This is a genomic window from Bacteroidales bacterium, assembly GCA_031275285.1.
Classification (GTDB): domain Bacteria; phylum Bacteroidota; class Bacteroidia; order Bacteroidales; family UBA4181; genus JAIRLS01.
This window is the reverse complement of record JAISOY010000080.1, coordinates 1-20,654: the sequence shown is the minus strand read 5'-3', so window position 1 is coordinate 20,654 and position 20,654 is coordinate 1. Positions and strand designations below refer to the sequence as shown.

At 40.9% G+C, this 20,654-nt stretch carries 18 protein-coding genes; 13 read left to right on the top strand and 5 right to left on the bottom strand.

The features are described 5' to 3' along the window. The first annotated feature begins 18 nt into the window (after positions 1 to 18). Both LBQ60_08305 and LBQ60_08300 read left to right on the top strand, forming a co-directional pair. Positions 19 to 648: an ATP-binding cassette domain-containing protein gene (locus LBQ60_08305; GenBank protein ID MDR2037910.1), complete on the top strand. Its 630-nt coding sequence runs from the start codon at positions 19 to 21 to the stop codon at positions 646 to 648. After that, the gene (locus LBQ60_08300) at positions 641 to 1,417 is read left to right on the top strand and encodes an ABC transporter permease (GenBank protein MDR2037909.1); all 777 of its coding nucleotides are present in this window, start codon (positions 641 to 643) and stop codon (positions 1,415 to 1,417) included. Before LBQ60_08305 ends, LBQ60_08300 begins: the two co-directional genes overlap by 8 nt. A gap of 15 nt (positions 1,418 to 1,432) precedes the next feature. On the opposite strand, the gene LBQ60_08295 is transcribed toward LBQ60_08300, so the two are convergent. Continuing rightward, entirely contained in the window at positions 1,433 to 2,623 is a 1,191-nt protein-coding gene (locus LBQ60_08295; protein ID MDR2037908.1) for a DUF763 domain-containing protein, read from the bottom strand. Positions 2,624 to 2,938: 315 nt separating this feature from the next. Here LBQ60_08295 and LBQ60_08290 point away from each other — a divergent pair, with 315 nt between their 5' ends. The 3 genes from LBQ60_08290 to LBQ60_08280 all read left to right on the top strand — a co-directional run bounded on the left by LBQ60_08290 (position 2,939) and on the right by LBQ60_08280 (position 4,800). Then, positions 2,939 to 3,634 carry an ABC transporter ATP-binding protein gene (locus tag LBQ60_08290; protein MDR2037907.1) on the top strand — a complete coding sequence of 232 codons (696 nt, stop codon included), beginning with the start codon at positions 2,939 to 2,941 and terminating at the stop codon, positions 3,632 to 3,634. A gap of 110 nt (positions 3,635 to 3,744) precedes the next feature. Further along, on the top strand, positions 3,745 to 3,963 hold the full coding sequence (locus LBQ60_08285) for a DUF4177 domain-containing protein (protein ID MDR2037906.1): 219 nt from the start codon (positions 3,745 to 3,747) through the stop codon (positions 3,961 to 3,963). 21 nt (positions 3,964 to 3,984) lie between these two features. Next, positions 3,985 to 4,800 carry a tyrosine-protein phosphatase gene (locus tag LBQ60_08280; protein MDR2037905.1) on the top strand — a complete coding sequence of 272 codons (816 nt, stop codon included), beginning with the start codon at positions 3,985 to 3,987 and terminating at the stop codon, positions 4,798 to 4,800. A gap of 3 nt (positions 4,801 to 4,803) precedes the next feature. Here the strand turns inward: LBQ60_08280 and LBQ60_08275 are convergent, their stop codons facing one another. Further along, entirely contained in the window at positions 4,804 to 6,204 is a 1,401-nt protein-coding gene (locus LBQ60_08275) for an NAD(P)/FAD-dependent oxidoreductase (GenBank protein MDR2037904.1), read from the bottom strand. A gap of 164 nt (positions 6,205 to 6,368) precedes the next feature. Here LBQ60_08275 and LBQ60_08270 point away from each other — a divergent pair, with 164 nt between their 5' ends. The 3 genes from LBQ60_08270 to LBQ60_08260 all read left to right on the top strand — a co-directional run bounded on the left by LBQ60_08270 (position 6,369) and on the right by LBQ60_08260 (position 11,983). Continuing rightward, positions 6,369 to 7,460: an Mrp/NBP35 family ATP-binding protein gene (locus LBQ60_08270; GenBank protein ID MDR2037903.1), complete on the top strand. Its 1,092-nt coding sequence runs from the start codon at positions 6,369 to 6,371 to the stop codon at positions 7,458 to 7,460. A 36-nt stretch (positions 7,461 to 7,496) separates the two neighbouring features. Continuing rightward, positions 7,497 to 8,372, top strand: a complete 876-nt coding sequence (locus LBQ60_08265) for a diacylglycerol kinase family lipid kinase (protein ID MDR2037902.1) — start codon at positions 7,497 to 7,499, stop codon at positions 8,370 to 8,372. 233 nt (positions 8,373 to 8,605) lie between these two features. Further along, positions 8,606 to 11,983, top strand: a complete 3,378-nt coding sequence (locus LBQ60_08260; protein MDR2037901.1) for a CotH kinase family protein — start codon at positions 8,606 to 8,608, stop codon at positions 11,981 to 11,983. 6 nt (positions 11,984 to 11,989) lie between these two features. Here LBQ60_08260 and LBQ60_08255 read toward each other — a convergent pair whose 3' ends face one another. Further along, positions 11,990 to 13,126, bottom strand: a complete 1,137-nt coding sequence (locus LBQ60_08255) for a mechanosensitive ion channel family protein (protein ID MDR2037900.1) — start codon at positions 13,124 to 13,126, stop codon at positions 11,990 to 11,992. A gap of 83 nt (positions 13,127 to 13,209) precedes the next feature. Beyond that, positions 13,210 to 14,652 (bottom strand): alpha-amylase, encoded by a 1,443-nt coding sequence (locus LBQ60_08250; protein ID MDR2037899.1) that lies wholly within the window; start codon positions 14,650 to 14,652, stop codon positions 13,210 to 13,212. A 170-nt stretch (positions 14,653 to 14,822) separates the two neighbouring features. Between LBQ60_08250 and LBQ60_08245 the strand changes: the two genes are divergently transcribed. Both LBQ60_08245 and LBQ60_08240 read left to right on the top strand, forming a co-directional pair. Beyond that, complete coding sequence (locus tag LBQ60_08245) at positions 14,823 to 15,446, top strand: flavodoxin family protein (GenBank protein MDR2037898.1); 624 nt, start codon at positions 14,823 to 14,825, stop codon at positions 15,444 to 15,446. A 92-nt stretch (positions 15,447 to 15,538) separates the two neighbouring features. Then, the gene (locus LBQ60_08240) at positions 15,539 to 16,432 is read left to right on the top strand and encodes a transglutaminase-like domain-containing protein (GenBank protein ID MDR2037897.1); all 894 of its coding nucleotides are present in this window, start codon (positions 15,539 to 15,541) and stop codon (positions 16,430 to 16,432) included. A 65-nt stretch (positions 16,433 to 16,497) separates the two neighbouring features. On the opposite strand, the gene LBQ60_08235 is transcribed toward LBQ60_08240, so the two are convergent. Beyond that, complete coding sequence (locus tag LBQ60_08235; protein MDR2037896.1) at positions 16,498 to 17,433, bottom strand: DUF6263 family protein; 936 nt, start codon at positions 17,431 to 17,433, stop codon at positions 16,498 to 16,500. Positions 17,434 to 17,536: 103 nt separating this feature from the next. On the opposite strand from LBQ60_08235, the gene LBQ60_08230 reads away from it, so the two are divergent. The 3 genes from LBQ60_08230 to LBQ60_08220 all read left to right on the top strand — a co-directional run. Then, complete coding sequence (locus LBQ60_08230) at positions 17,537 to 18,037, top strand: GNAT family N-acetyltransferase (protein MDR2037895.1); 501 nt, start codon at positions 17,537 to 17,539, stop codon at positions 18,035 to 18,037. Positions 18,038 to 18,544: 507 nt separating this feature from the next. Continuing rightward, entirely contained in the window at positions 18,545 to 19,885 is a 1,341-nt protein-coding gene (gene mgtE / locus LBQ60_08225; GenBank protein ID MDR2037894.1) for a magnesium transporter, read from the top strand. Positions 19,886 to 20,025: 140 nt separating this feature from the next. Beyond that, on the top strand, positions 20,026 to 20,654 hold a 629-nt coding region (locus LBQ60_08220; protein ID MDR2037893.1), incomplete at its 3' end, for a formyltetrahydrofolate deformylase.

The following is a 20,654-nucleotide window of genomic DNA, read 5'->3' as shown; positions in this document are numbered from 1 at the left end:
CCTTTGGGTAAAAATTGAATGATGATCATCTACCACAGTGTTTCTATTATTTACGATCATCGGGCCTTACTGCAGGATTTTTCACTGGAGGTTCCCCGAAGCCGGAAAGTCGTTTTTTATGGCCCGTCGGGAAGCGGAAAAAGTTCCCTGTTGATGATGCTCCCGGGTTTTACCAGGCCTGATTCGGGCACGGTTTCGGTGAATGGTCTGACTGTCAATGAAAGTCATGTCGATGCGATTCGTGAAAAGATCGCCTGGGTACCCCAGGAAGCGGCACTGCCGTTCACCTATGTAAAAGAACTGATCGATGCTCCTTTTCTGTTCAAAGCCAATAAGGAACAAAAACCGGAAAAGGATCAGGTATTGGATTATTTTGAACAGCTCGGACTGGACAGTGCCCACTATGATAAACGGATAAGTGAGATATCCGGTGGAGAGCAGCAACGCATCATGCTACTTATTGCTGCTTTGCTGGACAAACCGGTGATCCTGCTCGATGAGCCGACCTCTGCGCTGGATTCGGCATCCATTGATAAAGTGATCACTTTTTTCCGGCGGATGGAACATACTACAATTCTGGCAGTTTCTCATGATGAACGGTTCATCCGCTCTTTTGACCAACAGATAAAAATCGGAGGCGATGAATAGTACGATCGATATCAGTTATACCGGTTTTATTTTCGGGTTTTTGCTGTTGCTGGTTCCGGTCTATTTCCTGTATTATTTCCGTACGGGGCTGGTTAAGGATACCCTGGTGGCTGCCGGAAGAATGACCCTTCAGTTGTTTCTGGTCGGCTTTTATCTTGAATACCTGTTCCAATGGAACCTTTGGTGGGTAAATGTATTGTGGGTGTTGGTAATGATTTCCGTGGCCTCGTTCACTATTCTGAAACGTACCCGGTTGCCTCTGAAACAGCTTTTCCCATCCATCTGTGTCTCTCTGCTTTGTTCCATTGCTGTGATCGATACCTATTTCATGGGCGTAGTGGTACAGCTGGAGCATGTCTTCGAAGCCCGTTACTTTATTCCGGTCAGCGGGATGATCCTCGGAAATATGTTGTCGGCCAATGTGCTGGCCCTGAATTCATTTTTCGGAAGTATCGAACGCGAACGACAGTATTACTTTTACATGCTGGGCAACGGCGCTACCCACAATGAAGCATTGGCGCCGTTTATCCGGGAGGCCATCGTTAAATCTTTCAACCCTACCATTGCTTCTATGGCTGTGATGGGATTGATTTCTTTGCCCGGCGCTATGACGGGACAGATCCTCGGAGGCAGTAGTCCGGGTACAGCCATTAAATACCAGATCATGTTGATGATCACGATCTTTGCTTCGTCGCTGATTGCAGTGTTATTTTCTATGTGGTTGTGTAAAAGGCAGGCATTTGACCGTTTTGGGATCAGGAGGTTCTAAGTCAATCCCAAAGTCTCAACTGACGGCATTTTTCTTCGGGCTTTTAGCGTCTCCCATGACGGTTTTTCCACCGTATCGATAGGAAGTATCCCGTTCATGCTGTATTACATCATCAAAGAAACGGTTGGGAGTATATCCCTTTTCCATCTCCTGCGAAATCATGGAAAGGTTCCTCAAAGCATCCGATTTGTCTTTATCTCCCATTTTTGCCTGATGAATGGCTTTGTCGAAGATCTGGATGGTTTCGTCATATACACGTGTAGGCACAGGGAAGGGGTGTCCGTCCTTTCCTCCATGGGCAAATGAAAACCTGGCAGGATCGGAAAAACGGGACGGGGTTCCGTGGATCACTTCGCTGACCAGAGTCAGCGACTGTAAGGTCCGGGGCCCGACACCTTCCAGCAGAAGAAGGGATTCCATATCTTTGATGTCCGTTTCATGTGCCAGGATCAACGCCGTACCTAACCGTTTCAGGTTTACATCCTCCTCTTTCACTTCATGGTGCCTTGGAAGAATAATGGAAACTTCCCGTAGCAGCTTATCCGGATTTTCCCGCGTCAGTTCCAGTATCCCTTCTTTGGTCGGTACTGCAAGTCGATCGGTGAGGTTAAGAATTTGTCCCTGGTTTTTTCCGCAGACCGAGGTATGGGGTTCTTCCATGAATGAAGACAGGGAGGAAGAAAGCCAGTGGTAACGCCTTGCCATGCGTTCGGCAGGATTCATGCCCTGTTGTATGACCGTCCATTCTCCTTCTTTTGTGACTACGAACGAATGCAGATAGATCTGGTACCCATCCTGGACAGCCGTATTGTCGACCTTTGCAGATAGCCGGCTGCTTCTTACCAGTTCATCGCCGTTCAATCCGGTTTTTTCAGCTATGGCCAATAGTTCGGAAGGTGTATTCCGGGAAGATTTTCCTCTTCCTCCGCACACATATATTCCCAGATCTGCGGATCGTTGATTGATGGCTTTTTTCAAAGCATTCATCACGGAAGTGGTGATGCCTGAGGAATGCCAGTCCATACCAAGGACGCACCCTAAAGACTGAAACCAGAAAGGATCGCTTAACCGTTGCATCAAAGCGCTCCGGCCGTAATCCATCACAATCGCCTCCACAATTGCCCCTCCCAGCAGACACATCCGCTGGGCAAGCCACTGGGGAACGATCCCGTAATGAAGCGGTAAATCGGCATGACCTTTTTTCATAATGCACAAAGTTATCCAAAATACCACCAAATAAAAAATGAAATGAAGGTAGTTTTAAATTTTATCTTTATGTTTTATGCCTGAAATACAGTAAATTGTAATTTTTCTTACGCTAGTCTTTACTATACAGCCTACTGACTTTTATTGCAGTCGGTTCAGCATTTTGATGGCTTAGTTATTCCTCAGGAAAACCACAAGGCTGTTAAGAAATGTTAATTTCTTATTCCACGGGAAAGATTTATGGTTTTTATTTGCTTCCTTTATACGATTATCCTTTAATAGGGCTCATAAGATAAAGATTTCTGTATGAAAGAGTTGATAAAATTGGTAGACATAGCCAAGATATATATGGTAGGGGGAACAATTGAAGTGCCTGCACTTAAATCCGTGACCACCATTATTGAGAAAAATGAATATGTAGCAATCATGGGTCCTTCAGGTTCCGGAAAGTCTACATTGATGAACATTATCGGATGCCTGGATACGCCTACCCATGGGACCTATATTCTTAATGATCATGATGTCAGTACAATGGAGGATGATCAATTAGCCGAGGTACGTAATAAGGAAATCGGCTTTGTGTTCCAAACATTTAATCTGCTTCCACGTTATGATGCTTTGGATAACGTGCAGTTACCCCTTATTTATGCAGGAGCGTCGAAATCGGAACGGGTAGAACGGGCGAAAGAAGTTATTGAACAGGTAGGATTAACCGACCGGATGCATCATAAACCCAATGAGATGTCAGGGGGGCAAAGGCAAAGGGTAGCAGTTGCCAGGGCATTGGTAGGAAACCCTTCCATTATACTGGCCGACGAGCCGACCGGAAACCTGGACAGTAAGACTTCTGTTGATATTATGCGATTATTCAGTGAAATACATCGTAATGGAAATACGATCATACTCGTAACGCATGAAGAAGATATTGCCCGTTATGCACACCGTATTATTCGGTTACGGGACGGACTGGTTGAATCGGATGCGATCAATGAAAATATACGAACAGATTAAGGCACAGATTTAAAATTAAACCATGAAATAGCCTGAACATTACTGTTCATCCAACGTAATAATTATCTATGGCGTATTCCATCTGACCTTAAAAATTAAATTATGAACAGATGAAATGGGAATATAAGATTGTTTATATCAGTGCTAAAACAAATACAAGTTCAGGACTTCCGGAAAACATTAATGAAGAATTCGACAGATACGGAGAACAGGGCTGGGAACTGGTAAGGATAGAACCTAAAGTGGAAGGAGGATCTATGTTTTTTACATTTAGATGGACACATCAGACTGTCGGTTATATTGCTTTTTTTAAGAGGCCAATTGAATGAACAGTACATTTTCAGTGTGATATGAGAACATATATATTTGTTTTGATACTATCTATGTTTCCTGTTTTTGTACAGGCGCAACGTCGCCCACAGGTGAATCATGAGGTAAAGCTGGAAGGTGCCGTCAATTTCAGGGATCTGGGAGGGTATGTTACTACGGAATTCCGTCGCATAAAAACAGGCCGGATCTATCGTTCTGCGGAGCTCAGCCAGTTAACGGATGCGGATATGGAAGAATTGAAACGGAGGAAGATATACACTGTGGTGGATTTCCGGGGAAAAGAGGAAGTTGAAAACGCACCGGACCGGTTGTTGCCTGGAAGTGATTATCTCCTTCTTCCTGCCGGGAACTTTACTATTCCGGATCTTGCTTCTTATGCTAAAGAATTCAAATCAGGAAAAGAGTTAATGCTTGCTTTTTATTCGGACATCTCTTTTCTTAAAGAAAAATACCAGCCTTTTTTTAGAAAATTGCTGGCTTTGCCCGATACTTCGGCACTTGTTTTTCATTCTACAACAGGGAAAGACCGTACAGGTATTGCTGCCGCGTTGTTTTTGTATTCAATGGAGATACCTATGGAAACCATTTTGTCGGATTATGTTTCCACAAATATTTATCGTAAAGATGAAAACGAAAAGATCATTGATTCTTTGGTCAAAGAACAAGGAATGGATGACGAAATGGCCCGGCAAATAATGGAGGCCAATCCTGCTTATTTACAGGCTACTTTTAATGCTATTATCCGTAAGTATGGTACTGTTGATGCATTCTTTTATCTTGGGCTCGGATTAGGGGAAGAGGCCAGGTATGTATTGCGCGAAAAATTCCTCCAATAGTATTTACTCCATTTCTCTTTCCTGTTTTATGATCAGTCTTGATGAAGGATTGAATGTGAAGTAACTGTGTACCCAGTCAATAAAAATAAAGAATTTGTTTTTTACGCCCAGGATAGCCATCAGATGGACAAACATCCACATGAACCAGGCAATTATTCCGTATATTTTCATAAAAGGAAGTTCCACTACCGCCAGGTTCCTCCCTATGGTCGCCATAATCCCCAGATCATGATACTCAAACTCTTTTAACGGTCTTTTTTTCCGGGCCCGTTCCCAATTTCCGGCTACATTCTTTCCTTGCTGGATGGCCACCTGTGCCAATTGAGGATGTCCGTTCGGGTATTTAGGATCATTCGTAACACTTGAAACATCGCCGATTGCATAAATATTACCGTATCCTTCTACTATATTATACCTGTCTACTTTTAGCCGGTTTCCCCGTGTAACAATATCCGGATTAAGTCCGGGAGGGAATTTTCCCCGGACGCCTGCAGCCCATAAGAAATTATAAGTGGGTAATTCTCCGGTTGATAAAGAAACTGTTTTTCCGTCATAACCCAATACTTTTGTATTCAACATGACATCCACCCCAAGTTTCTCCAGGTATTTTTTCGCTTTTTCCGACGATTTCTGGCTGAATGTGTTTAAAAGCCGATCGGCAGCCTCTACCAGGCATATCCTCATCTTTGAAAAGTCAGTATCCGGATAATCTTTAGGGAAAATCTTTTTTTTCATTTCCGCTAAAGTCCCGGCGACTTCTACACCACTGGGACCTCCTCCGGCAATAGCAACATTCAATAACCTTTCTTTTTCTTCGGGGTCGCCGGAGGTAGAAAAAAGTTCAATATTCCTTAACAATTGATTCCTCATGTATAAGGCATCCGGGACCGATTTCAGAATTAAACTGTTCTTTTTAACATCATCATTCCCGAAATAATTGGATATGGTACCTGTAGCCAATACCAGGTAATCATAAGACAACTTCCCGGCAGATGTGGTAATTATGTTTTTTTCGGGATCAATACTGTCAACAATTGTCTGACGGTAATGTATATTTTTTGATCGCTGGAATATTTTCCGGAAGGGAAAACTGATGGATGACGGTTCAATCCCGGCTGTTGCCAATTGGTAAATTAACGGTTGGAACTGATGATAATTATGTTTGTCGATCAACACGACTTCATAAGGCTTCTTACGCAAATGTTTGGCTAGTTTTAGCCCTGCAAATCCACCACCTATTACTACTATCCGAGGATTCTTTGTTTCCGGTATATTCAACTCATTCATGAATATGAAATTTAAGTATGTTACAAAGATAAAAGAAATAAAGTAATGATCTGCTTTTATAACATAATGCCGGACATATTGTTCCATGTCTGCTGATTTTTCCGGATCGACAGGCATCTACTATGATATTTTATAAAATGGGGTAAAAGATTATTTAGGATAAAAATTTCCTCTCCTGTGAAAGGTGTTTTTTAAAGGTTTTTTACTAACCGATTAAAGTAGAAGCATTATTCTTTTCTTTCAAAGAAAATCTGTAAGTTTGCGTTTAAAATCAAACCAAAATGAGCATTACTGTAGAAGAAGTTGTCAGCGCATTAAAACATGTGAAACATCCCGCTGCAGGTAAAGATATTGTGGAGTTGGGTATGGTCGACCATATACATATCGATGGTCTTGAGATTGCTTTTACACTTACTTTTGCCAAAGCAAAGGATCCGATGAAGAATTCTATAGTGAGTGCCTGTGAAAAAGCTTTGCGTTATTATGTACATCCCGATGTTGATCCGAAAATAGAAATACAATCTGTACAACAAATCCAACAAACACCTTCTTCCATTCCGCAGGCAAAAAACATTATAGCTGTTGCTTCCGGAAAAGGCGGGGTCGGGAAATCGACAGTGGCTGTAAATCTTTCAGTAGCCCTGGCTAAAATGGGTTATCAGGTAGGATTACTGGATGCTGATGTATATGGTCCGTCCATTCCGAAGATGCTTGGTGTGGAAGGTGTAGCCCCCGGTATTTCAGGTGAGGAGGGAAGTGAACGTATCATTCCTGTAGAGCGTTACGGTGTTCGTATGTTATCTATTGGATTCTTTGTCCGGCCCGAAGATGCTGTGATATGGCGTGGCCCGATGGCGACAAGTGCGCTTAAGCAATTATTACACCAGGGAGAATGGGGTGATTTGGACTATTTACTGATCGATTTACCTCCGGGAACAGGTGATATTCATTTAACTATTGTGCAGGAACTTCCGGTCACAGGAGCTGTGATTGTGAGTACCCCGCAGCAGGTAGCCTTATTGGATGTTGTGAAAGGGATCAATATGTTCCGTAATGAAAAGGTGAATGTTCCGATCCTGGGTCTGGTGGAAAACATGGCCTGGTTTACTCCGGAAGAACTACCCCAGAATCGTTATTATTTATTCGGAAAAGATGCCTGCAAACAATTGGCTGAACGTGAGCACCTCCGGTTATTAGGGCAAATACCTATAGTACAAAGTATCAGTGAGAGTGGCGATATCGGACAACCCGTAGCAGCTGATGAAAACACAATTACCGGTAAAGCGTTCATGGATTTGGCAGCAAATGTGGTAAATGCGACCAATGACAGGAATGAAAATATGGCAGCCACTCAACCGGTATCCGTCAAATGATCGAAATATTCATTAACCGCATAAAGGGAATATCCTGTGAAGCAAAAAATAAGTTTTATCATTAATCCCATTTCAGGAACAAGAAAAAAAAGTTCATGGCCTGGTATCATCCGTAAACGGATTAATGAAAGACGTTTCGATATTGAGATTTTTTTTACCGAGCGGCGTGGCCATGCTTTTGAACTAGCCCGTCAGCAGGTAGCTAATAAAGTCCCTTATATCATAGCAGTAGGTGGTGACGGTACAGTAAATGAGGTAGCTACAGCCTTAAGGGATACCGAATCGGCCATGGGTATTATTCCTTCCGGGTCAGGAAATGGATTGGCCCGTCATTTACATATCCCATTACGTTTGGGTGGTGCGCTTAAGGTCGTGAATGCAGCCAAAACCATTTGTATTGATTATGGTATGGCAAATGGACATCCTTTTTTTTGTACGCTCGGAACGGGATTTGATGCGCATGTCAGCGATGTTTTTGCCCACACAAAGAAACGCGGGTTTTTGAAATATGTTTCCATCATTGGCAAGGAATTCATTACTTATCGTTCCCAGGAATATACCCTGGATATAGATGGCGATAAGTTTGATACGGACGCTATGTTGGTAACAGTTGCAAATTCTTCCCAGTATGGGAACAATGGCTATATTGCACCCCATGCAAATATTGCGGACGGGCGGCTGGATGTATGTATATTAAAACCCTTTCCAAAAGTATTAGCTTCTGACCTGGCATTCCGGCTGATCAGTAAAACCATTCACAAAAGCCCGTATTACCACACCCGGAAAGCAGAACGAATCATTATCAAGAGAAAAACGGATGATCCGATCCACCTTGACGGTGATCCCTTTGAAATGGACGAAACACTGGATATCAAAATTGTTCCCCATGGTTTAAAAGTTTTAATCAAATAAACAACCGGGTCTGTTTGATTATAGGTTTTATTTCAATTCTATTTGGATATTTCAACTACTAAGTAATAGCAAACAATTAAAGTCTATTTAATAAGTGTAATCAATTTGATCAATGTGACTTAAGGAAAAAATAAATAGCACTGAGTGCTTAATGAAAAAGAAATTACTTAATATTTGTTTCTTCAGAAAAATGATGTAATATTGACAAATGTATCTTTTTATGATATCATGCTATGAAAAAGATCCTTTTTGTCATCCTTTCGCTGTATCCTTTTGTTGTTTTTGCACAGCTAAAAATAAATGAGATAATGACCAATAATGTTTCTGCGGTCATGGATGATTCTTATAATTACAGCATGTGGGTTGAATTATATAATACAGGTGAAGCCTCCCAGAATCAGGGAACATATTATTTCACAGATGATCTTTCTCAACCCCAAAAATGGCAACCTCTCCAGAAAATGATCCCGGCAAAAGGCTATAGTTTGCTATGGTTCGAACGTAGTGACCGTAACGGACATGCAAATTTTAAGCTGAAACCGGAAGGTGGGAAGTTGTTCTTACTAAATGGGCAGAGGGAAATTATTGATCAGGTTGAATATCCCCAACAATACAGGAATATATCCTATGGGAGAAAGCAGGATGGAGTGGGAGCATGGGTTTATTTTTCGGAATATAGTCAGGGAGGATCAAATAATTACAGGAAGTCAGCTTCCGGACGTTGTGAGACGCCTATATTCAGTGAAAAAAGCGGATTTTATCCGAAGGCCCTAAAATTAACTATTTCTGTGAAAGAAGGCGAGGAAGTATTTTATACTACCAATGGGAAAGAACCGACACGTTCTTCAACCAAATATGTATCCGGGAAGCAGATATCGTTAGGTGGTATTTCGATCATACGGGCCAGGGCATTTGCTGATGATAAATTACCGGGTGACGTGGTTACTGCAACCTATTTTATCAACCAGCGTCCATTTACTTTGCCGGTGGTTTCCATTGTGACTGATCAAGCTAACCTGACAGATGATGTTATTGGCATATATGTGAAGGGAACCAATGGAATTCCCGGAAACGGAACAGATCAGAATCATAACTGGAACCAGGATTGGGACAGGCCGGCTAATTTTGAATTGTTTGATAAAGAAGGAGTGTCCCGGTTGAATCAGGAATTGGATATCGCGATAAGTGGGGGGTGGTCGAGGAAAAGTGCCCAGAAATCGTTAAAGATATCACCGCGGAAAAAATTCGGAGAGAACCAGCTCAGGTATGATTTTTTCCCTGAAACAAAACCGTATAGACATTATAAAGATATACAGCTTCGTAATTCCGGGAATGATTTCTCCAAAACTATGATGCGCGACGCTTTCATGCAGACTTTGATCATCGGTAGGATGGATATTGACTATCTGGCTTATGAACCGGCTATATGCTTTATCAATGGCAAGTATTACGGAATACAGAATATACGGGAACGAAGCAGTAAAGATTACCTTTTTACCAATTACGGATTAAATGATGACGAATTCTTCCTGCTTGAAACCAAGGAAATAACTACTGATCCTGAATTTTTAAAATTGACGGATTACGTGGCGCAAAATGATGTGACACAGCCCGAGGTGTATGCCAGGGTCTGTGAAATGATGGATGTGGATAACTATATCAATTACCTGATTGCCGAGATATATTATGGAAACACAGACTGGCCGCACAATAATTTTAAAGTATGGAAGAAGAAGGAAAACGGAAAATGGCGGTGGATTTTGTATGATACGGATTTCGGATTCGCATTGAATACGGCTTATAGTCACAATACCCTGAATTATTTGTTGAATGATGCTGCAGAATGGTCGGCTAAACTGGCCCGGCGGTTGATGACCAATCAGGAGTTTAAAGAAAAATTTATCCGTCGTTTTTGTGTTCAGCTTTCTTCGACATTTGAAACCAACCGGGTCAATAAAATTATGGATCAGCTATCATCCAGGATAAGTACTGAAATAATTTATCACAAATCGAAATACGGTGGAAGTTCTTTCAATGATGAAATAAATAAAATGAAAGATTTCTCACTCAACCGTCCGGACAGGATGATGGGATTTCTCAGTAACCGCTTCTTTAATTCGACATTCATACGGACTATTGATATCAGTTCGAATATTGACAGGGCTTCTTATACCTTCTTTTCGGAAAAAATACCGGATAACCGGATTATGTTGAAATATTTTAATAATCAACCTGTTTCCATCCGGGCTGAAAATGTTCCGGGATATACTTTTAAGTATTGGGAAGCGGCAGGAGGAACATCCAATGAGCATATTAAGATGGGCGCTTCATGGAAGTATTGGGACAGAAACGGTATTCCTGCGGCTAACTGGCATACGAAAAATTATTCGGATGATTCCTGGAATGCAGGAGATGCGCAGTTTGGGTATGGGAATAAAGGAGAAGTGACCCTGATCGGTTATGGAAATGACGCCAATTATAAATATCCTGCAGCGTATTTCCGGAAAACAGTAACTGTCGAAAACATTGAAGCAAAAGATAATTTTGTCATTACTGTTTATGTAGATGATGGTGCGGCAGTATATGTGAATGGAATCGAAGTAGGACGCTATAACCTTCCATCCGGGACATTATCTTTCAATACATACGCAAACGCCTATAATAATGGCGACCTGGTTAGTTTTTCCGTCAATAAAAATATGCTGGTAAATGGTGAAAACCTGATTGCTGTTGAAGTTCATCAATGTAATGCAACAAGTTCCGACCTGATATTTGATCTTAGTTTTGCCAGTTATACAGCCGGAGGTACACAGATTCTTGAAAGTCCTTTATACACGACGGTACTTAATCATCCGATAAAACTCAAAGCCATCTATGATGGCCCCGGAATGACTGATCAACATGAAGATGTGAAGATTTTTATCAATGAAGTCGTGGCCAGTAATAATCAGATCAAAGATGAATATGGAAAAACAAATGATTATATTGAGTTATATAATCCCGGAGATCAGGATGTTGATATTTCCGGTTGGTATTTGTCGGATGATCCTTTGAACTGGACATTATCCAGGATTCCTTTATCATCACCCGAAAAAACGATGATCCCTGCCAAAGGGCGTGTGATCATATGGGCAGATGGAGAACCTGAAAAGGGAGCATTACATGCCGGATTTAAACTGGATAAAGAAGGGGAGACTGTGATCCTTTCCCGGCAGGACCCATATGGACAGCTGATACTGGTTGATGCTGTAATATTTCCTGCATTGGACCAAAATATGAGTTATTCCCGTCTTCCTGACGGATACTCTGATTGGGTGATACAACCACCTACATTTAACGAATCTAACGGAACTCCCAATCCTGATCCTATTCCACTAGGAACAGATGAAAAATTGAACGACCTTTCGGAAGTATACCCGACATCGGTCAGAGATCATTTTACGGTAAAAAATGCGACAGGACAATGGCTGAAAGTGGTAGACATGACAGGGAAGGTATGGTTACAGAAATTTTGTTTTTCAGATCAGGAAACCATTCCTGCCGGATACCTTCCGGCAGGAATGTACATTGTTGTACTGAAAAACAGTACGATTAAGATCTTTAAAGAGTAGGAAAAGCTATTGATCTTTTGTATTTGCCTGTTCACTTGTTTTTGCGCTTGTTTCCATTCCTTTATCCGGATCTTTTTCCTCTATTTTTCCAAGAAGCTGCTCTGATATCGTGATCGTTTGGGTGGGAAATGCGAAATTAAGTCCGGCAGCATTAAACCGGCTTAATATTTCAAAATTTACTTTTGAGGTGGTACCCAGGATATCGGCGGATTTTTTAATAAAATAGGTATAAGTGATGATCAGGGCTGAATCTGCAAAATCGGAGAAGATCGCTGTCAGATCTTTATCGTCCATTTCTTCTATTGCTTTGGGTAACCCGGTGAGTATATTTATCGCTTCTTTCATTTTGGCCGGAGAAGTATCATAGGTCACTCCCAGCTTCACTACAATGCGTCTTTTCGGCTCTACGGATATGTTGGTGACCGATGCGTCCATGATGCGGTAATTAGGTACCGTCACAATTTGTTTGTCGTAAGTCCGTACACGTGTGCTGCGAATACCAATATCCTCGACCGTACCTTCATAACTGTCGAATCTTATGGTATCGCCGATATGAAACGGATGATCCGTAAAAATGGTAATACCTCCGAATATATTTTTGATGGTATCCTGTGCAGCCAATGCAACTGCAACTCCTCCTATCCCCAGGGTTCCGAGAAGAGTCGTCACTTTTACCCCCACATTGTTCAGGGCAGTGACCAAGCCGATGGTCCAGACAAGGATAAGGATGCCCCGTTTGATCAACGGTAATAATTTATTTTCCTGTTTTTTCCCTGTTTTCTCATCTTTTTTAAATGAATATTCATCGATAAGAGCGCCAATTAAAAGGGCAAAAAACCAGGTAATGTTCAGTACGGTAAGGATCTGGTATGACTTGCCGATTACATCACGTACTTTAACAGAGATATCCAGACGTGTGGCAGCAATCCATATGGCTACCAGGATAATTCCCAGCAGTATTGGTTTCTCGAGGGTGGAGAAAAGAATGTCATCCAGTTTATTTTTGCTTTTTGCCGTAACCTTTCTGATTACATGTTTATTGAGCATGGATATACCCTTATTCAGTAAAAGGGCACCGATGATGATCAACAAAGAAATTCCCCAATCCTGAAGCGTGTTTCCGTAATAAACTTTCTCAAGCATGATTTCTAATATTAAAAGTTATTGATTTAGTATGATGTGTTGATTGAGTATGAATGAAATTATTCGTTAATGAGTGGTTTTATTCATTTTTTTGCCCAGACGGCCAATTTTCCGCCATGGACCAGAAATTGTCCGTTCCCTTTTTTATCTATTGTTATTTCTTCGCTGACATTACCGGTGATTTCATGCCATATTTCACCTTTTCGTTGCTCTCCGACATTCATTATTTTATCTCCGTCTTCTCCGTTTGACATCAGAAAGGCCAGACCGGATCCCGGATGATCATTATCGCCCATTCTTACGAAACCTGCAGTGTTGGGATGGTCGAAGTAGTTTTTCTGCTCACCGTAGGCATATTTTCTTCTGGCATCCAGCAGAATATCCAAGATGGGCCTGTGGGGAGATTTTTCACCTTTAACACCATAGTAATCACCGTAGAAAATACATGGATATCCTTTCTCTATCAGGAGAATCAATCCATAAGCTATCGGTTTGAACCAAGCATCGATCTGGGATTCGAGCGAACTTCCCCTTTGAGAATCGTGGTTGTCGACAAAAGTAACTGCATTGGCTGGGAATTTTGATACCAGGGTATCTTCAGGAAACTTTGTGAAGTCAAAATCCCTTCCTTCATGGGATGCCTGGAACATTTTATAGTGTAAGGGAACATCGAACAGATCAATTTTATAATCTACCTCTTCAAGGTATTGCTGTAATGAATCAAAATCGCCTTTCCAGTATTCTCCTACGGCATAGAACTCGTTTCCGCGTTTTGCCCTTATTGCATCCAGGAATTGTTTGACAAACAGATTTTTCATGTGTTTAATAGCATCCAGTCGCATTCCGTCCAGATTCAATTCGTCCGATACCCATACTCCCCAACGGTTTAATTCTTGGATCACATCAGGGTGGTTCAGATCGATATCATTACCTAGCAAAAAGTCGTAATTGCCATTTTCATCATCCACACCTTCACTCCAGTGTTTTCCTTCACCCAAAATCCGGTATACGCCGGTTTTTCTAGCTGCATCATCGTATTCTGTGCCTGTAAAATGGTACCAATGCCATTTGAAATCGGAATATTTCTCTTCCCGTCCGGGAAAATTATACCCCGTCCATCCCTGGATTTCATATTCTTCAGAAATTGCGTGGTTTCGCTGTTGGGGATCCACTTCCACAGCCATGAACTTTTCCGTAAAATCTCCACGGACTTTATGATTCATCACGGCATCCAGATACACGGAAATCTGATATTTATGCAGTTCATCAATCATTTCCTTAAGTTCCTGTTTGGTGCCGTATTTTGTGCGTATGGTTCCTTTCTGTTCAAATTCTCCCAGGTCGAAAAGATCATAAGTGGCATAACCTTCATCTTGTTGTTCATCAGCCTTATAGGCCGGTGGAATCCAGACGGATGTTACTCCTATTTCGTGTAAGTGTGCTGCATCGGCTTTGAGTTGATTCCACAAATTTCCGTCATTGGGAAGATTCCATTCGAAATATTGCATCATTACTCCGTTTTTCATGGTTGTTCCTGTTTTGATGTTACTTATTTATGTAATTAAATTGTATTGAAACGATCAAAATTAATCATTTTTCAAATGAATCTATCAATAATATCGTTATTTATTTTTTATAATCGACTATCTTTGTGTGGTACTATAACACAATAACAGAATCAGATAATCGATTAACTATGAAAGTTTTACTCATTAATGGAAGTCCTAAACGTAACGGTTGTACTTTTACGGCTTTGTCCGAAGTCGAAAAGACCTTGAAAGAAGAAAACATACAGACTGAAATATTCCATATCGGGAACAAACCAATTCGCGGATGCTTCGGTTGTGGAAAATGCAGGGATTTGCCAAGTCGCTGCGTTTTTGACGATGATGTGGTGAATGTTGGGCTTGCCAAAGCAGAAAATGCCGATGGTTTTATTTTTGGTTCACCTGTGTATTATGCCTCTGCAAATGGTGCCGTTATTGCATTTTTAGACAGGTTTTTTTATGCTGGGAAATATTTCGCTTATAAACCAGGAGCAGCCGTGGTTTCTGCCAGAAGAGGAGGTACCACTGCAGCTTTGGATCAATTAAATAAATATTTTACCATCTCCAATATGCCGGTAGTTCCATCCCAATATTGGAACATGGTACATGGAAATACACCTGAAGAGGTGGAACAGGATCTGGAGGGTCTGCAGATCATGCGTACTTTGGGAAGGAATATGGCATGGATACTTAAATGTATAGAATGTGGGAAAAAATCGGGGATTGTTCCTAAAACGGAAGAACCCCGCATGCGTACGAATTTTATACGTTGATCTTATAGTCCCTAAACAATTTTTTCTGGAAAAATAAAAAGAAACTAAACAAAATTAGGTGTTTTTCTGTTAAAAGTATAAACAGAAAACACATGGAGCAAAAGATCGAATTTTACAGGACCCATAGTATGGTATCTTCTCCTGGAGAATATTCATATATGTTTGATTATCAATCTTCTGACATTTTGGAAATTTGTGAAAAAAGTTTTCCATTGATTCTGAATGACTTTTTGGTTGAATCGAATTGTATGAATATCCCTGAATGCAGCAAGGGAGGCGATATGTATATTTCCAGCATGGCAAAACGATTGGAAAGAGTTCAGGTACGCATGGATCTTCTCCGGAATGGATTGGGCTATGACAGCTTTTCTATAGGAAACAGCCGGGATATATCCTTACTGATTTGTTCGATTTTAAGGCATAACTCTATCCCGTCAAGGGTTAGGTCAGGATTTGTGACATTTCTTGATCCTATAAAAAAAACAGAACACTGTATATGCGAAGTCTGGAATTGGGAAGAGGAACGTTGGCAATGGATTGACGGATGGATGTATCAGATAGAGAGAAAAATGAATTTACTTCCTGCGGAGTATTCACAGATACTTTCAATCCCGGATTTTTGTTCCCTGGATGTGTCTCCCGAGTTTTTTATTCCAGGCTGTGAAGCTTGGTACCGGTGCCGGATACGTAAAGATGAATTCAGATTGTTTGGAGACATATCCGAAGGTTACCATGGAGAATGGTTTGTCCGGGACAATATGATCAGGGATCTGTTCTGCCTGAATAAAATTGAACCGTTACTGAATGAATGTTGGGGAAAAATGGGACCTGAAAATTCTTTTATGGATAGGATTTTATATCATTTATATGATCAGATGGCCCTTGCTATGATCATGGAAGATACGCCATTGGAAAAAATAGATTTTTTTTGCTCATTAACAAATGCCAATGTCGTTCATGATGCCTATGAGTATGCGTATAGCTGACCGGATAAAAACATAAAGAGATCCGGGTTTTCTGGATCTCTTTATGTTTTTTCTTTTAACTATTATTATTTTACTTCTTTAGTCGTAATTTTGGAGATGATAGACATGGGAATTTTCATACCCATAATGGATGTTTCACCATTAATATCCTGTGTTATTTCATTACTGACAGGAAATCCTGTTTTCATATCTATCTTAACAATTCCCTCTTGTTTCCCACTCATGGTGATATTACTTTCCATACCTTGCACCTGTTGAGAGATACCACCTTCCGGTGTGGATATGGTTCCGTGAATTTCGACAATTGCAACTTGATCTTTAACTTCTTTCAGCTTCATGTTCATATTGGCATTCATGTTGAACTGGTTGTTGTTGACCATCATGTCTGCCTGCCAGCTTTCACCGATTGCAACCTGATTTTCCGGAAAATATGCAGAGATTTGTTCAAACATTGACTTCATTTTTTCGTCGGAAAACTGTTGTCCGAATTGAGCGACAATTTGTTGTTTGGTGGATTCATCCATGCCTCCGTCCAATGCACTGATCATGGCTGTGATCATGTTCTCAAAGCCGCTGATTGATTGGATTTTGCCCTTTTTGTTTACCGTCATCTGAAAAGATTGTCCGACAATGGCTTTGAACATGGGACTCAGATTATTCGCTGTGGCTGTGGTCTCGGTAGTATTGGAGTCAAAAGACATTTTCATAACACCCATATCCATATCCATTTTTATGCCGTCAAATTTCATATCCATCATATAGATATCATCTTGTACATCAGTCACATCATAATGTATGTCCATGGTCATCAGAGTGGATATTTTTATTTCTTGTCCCTGCATTTTCTGGGTCAGCAACATATCCATGGTCATTTGTTGCTTGAAAACGTCTCCTTTGGAGAGATGGTACTCCAGGGTATATTTTTCATTATTACTGCAGGCTGAAAATAGTGTTGTGATGGTAATTGTCAATAAGATGATCTTTGAAAGAAAATGGTTCATTTTGATAGGTTTTAAATTCGTAAACTGCAAAAGTAGAATATATTTCGAAGCATTTAATATTTTTCTTATTTTTAGCCGATAAAGGTTGATTTGATATATCTGAATGATGGAATTTAAATTACGAAAATGGCAGGAAACCGATCTGGACAGTTTGGTCAAACATGCCGATAATGTTCATGTAGCCCGGTTCCTGTCGGATCAATTCCCGAATCCTTATACTCATGAAAGTGGGAGGGAATTTTTGTCTGTGGCGATTTCGGATGATCCGGTAAGGATATTTGCCATTGAAGCAGACCGGGAAGCCGTCGGTTCTATCGGAATATTTCCACAAACGGATATTCACCGTAAAAATGCGGAGATAGGTTATTGGCTTTCCGAAACCTACTGGGGAAGAGGGATCATGAGTGAGGCCATATGCCGAATTGTCGACTATGGATTTAAGACATTTGATATTACGCGGATTTTCGCCCGGCCGTTTGGCTCTAACAGGAAGTCACAACATATTCTGGAAAAAGCCGGTTTTGTACTTGAGGCCAGATTTGAAGGAGTATTGATCAAGAACGGAGAATTAACGGATGAACTGATCTATGCCCTGAGAAAATGAAAATTTGTATCGGGTAGGTCTTTGATTTTTTCTGCTTATCCGGGTAGACGGGATATTACCCCCTCTAAAAAGTATATAAAATGCTCACTCATAAATTTTCATACCTACAGGAAAAGTATACTGGGCCGGTGAATTTGGTTTGATCCGGGATGAATTATCAATTTTTATATTGATGATCGTTTGAGAAATTTTGGATTTGAACGGAAATGCCCTGAATGCAATACAGGTATTTAAAACAGCATTCAGGGTATTTTCTATCCTGTAATTTCATATGTATTACATGTATTGATAAAAAAAGAATAATAAATATTTGTTGTTCGAGTCTTGATTATATTTTATACCTTTGCGGCGGTTTTTGGGAGAATATCCAAAAATCATTATTAGTAACCAAAACATATAACCATGGACGAAGGCCCATATCCGAATTGTAGAGAAAGAAAGTATTAAACTCCTCTGTAAGTGGCCTTTTCGGTTTTCTTACGGAGCTAAATGTAAGGAGACCAAATGATGAATGAAATCAGAGCACATTTTCAAGAACTGATTGAAAACAAAAGCTGGAAAATTTTAAAGAGAGAACTAACTGAACTCGAACCACTTCAATTGGCTGAAGTGATTGAGGAAATGTCCAAATCCGACGAAATTTTTGTATTCCGCCTTTTAACCCGTGAACATGCAAAGGAGACGTTCCAATATCTTTCACATGACAAACAGGAGGAAATCATAGAAGGCCTTGCTACGTACAGCAATATCATTACAAGTTTATTGAATGACTTGGATCCGGATGATAGAACTGCTTTTTTTGAGGAATTGCCCGGAAAAATAAGCCAGCGTCTGGTACAGTTGCTTTCGGCCAAAGAGCGTATGATTGCCACCAGGCTCCTCGGTTATCCGGAAGACAGTATCGGACGTTTGATGACGCCGGAATATGTGGCTATAAAGCCTTATGAGACTGTGGAAGAAGCTTTGGAGCATATCCGGAGGTTTGGACGTGATTCAGAAACCCTGAATGTGATTTATGTCGTTGATCAACAATGGAAACTGATTGATGATATAAGGATCAAAGAGATCATTCTTGCCTCACCCGGCCAGAAAATATCCGAATTGATTGATCATAAGTTTGTAGCACTAAACGCTTTTGATGACCAGGAAGTAGCAATTAAGATTTTCCGGGATTATGACAGAGTCGCTTTACCTGTAGTGGATACGGATGGAACATTGCTGGGAATCGTTACTATTGACGACGTGATGGATGTTGCTGAAGAAGAAAGCACTGAGGACTTCCATAAGTTCGGTTCCTTTCAGGAAGCCATTATTAATCCGTTGAAGGCTAGAATAGGGTATTTGTATAAACAACGAGTATTTTGGCTAACGGCACTGGTGTTCATGAATGTTTTTTCAGGTGCGGCCATCTCATTTTATGAAAATATCATCCAGTCTATAGTATCTCTGGTTTTCTTTTTGCCGCTACTGATCGGTAGCGGAGGTAATGCCGGCTCCCAGTCTGCGACATTGATGATCCGTTCTATTGCCATCGGAGATGTGCATATGAGAGATTGGTTCAGGTTACTGGGTAAAGAGATTGTTGTCTCTTTGTTGTTAGGAATTACCATGGCAATTGGTGTATCCATCATTGCCAGTTTCAGGGCTCCGGAAGTAATCGTAGTGGTAGCTGCCACCATGGTGTTGACGGTGATGACGGGAAGTCTGATCGGGCTGACCCTGCCGTTTATTTTTACCAAATTGAAATTAGACCCTGCCACGGCAAGTGCACCGCTTATTACATCCATTTCCGATATAACCGGGGTACTGATTTATTTTTCCATCGCTACCTGGTATTTTGGTTTTTAAGTCGACAACCAAACAATTACCGATATTTCTTATCTTTGCCGGGAAATTTGTATAAAAACCGATCCGGTTGGTGATAAATTTTGTTGGTGTTTACATATAAACTTTCAAATTGTAATCGGGTTGATATATCATATTTTTAAATGACTGCAATCATACTTATTCATTGCCCCGATCAACCGGGGATTGTTTCAAAAGTTACAGAATTTATCCACAGTAATAAGGGAAACATATTATCACTGGAACAACATGTCGACCGGAGTGTCAATCGTTTTTTCATGCGCTTGAAATGGGATCTGGAAGGTTTTATGATTCCTAAGGAGAAAATTCATGATTATTTCCAGACTTTGATAGCTACACCTTATCAGATGGAATTTGATCTGTATTTTCCGGAGCAGCGCCCACGTATGGCAGTCTTTGTATCCAAGATGTCCCATTGCCTGTATGACATTCTTTCCCGATGGGAATCAGGAGACTGGAAGGTGGATATTCCACTCATTATCAGTAATCATACTGATATGCAACCCATAGCGGAACGTTTTGGTATCCCATTTTATCATTTACCCATTACCAGGGAGAATAAGTCTGAGCAGGAGGTGCAACAATTGAAACTTTTGAAAGATGCAAAAGTCGATTTTATCGTGCTTGCCCGTTATATGCAGGTATTGTCCGCTGATTTCCTGATCCGTTATCCCAATAAGGTGATCAACATACATCATTCGTTTTTGCCTGCGTTTGCCGGTGCTAAACCATACCATGCCGCATACGAACG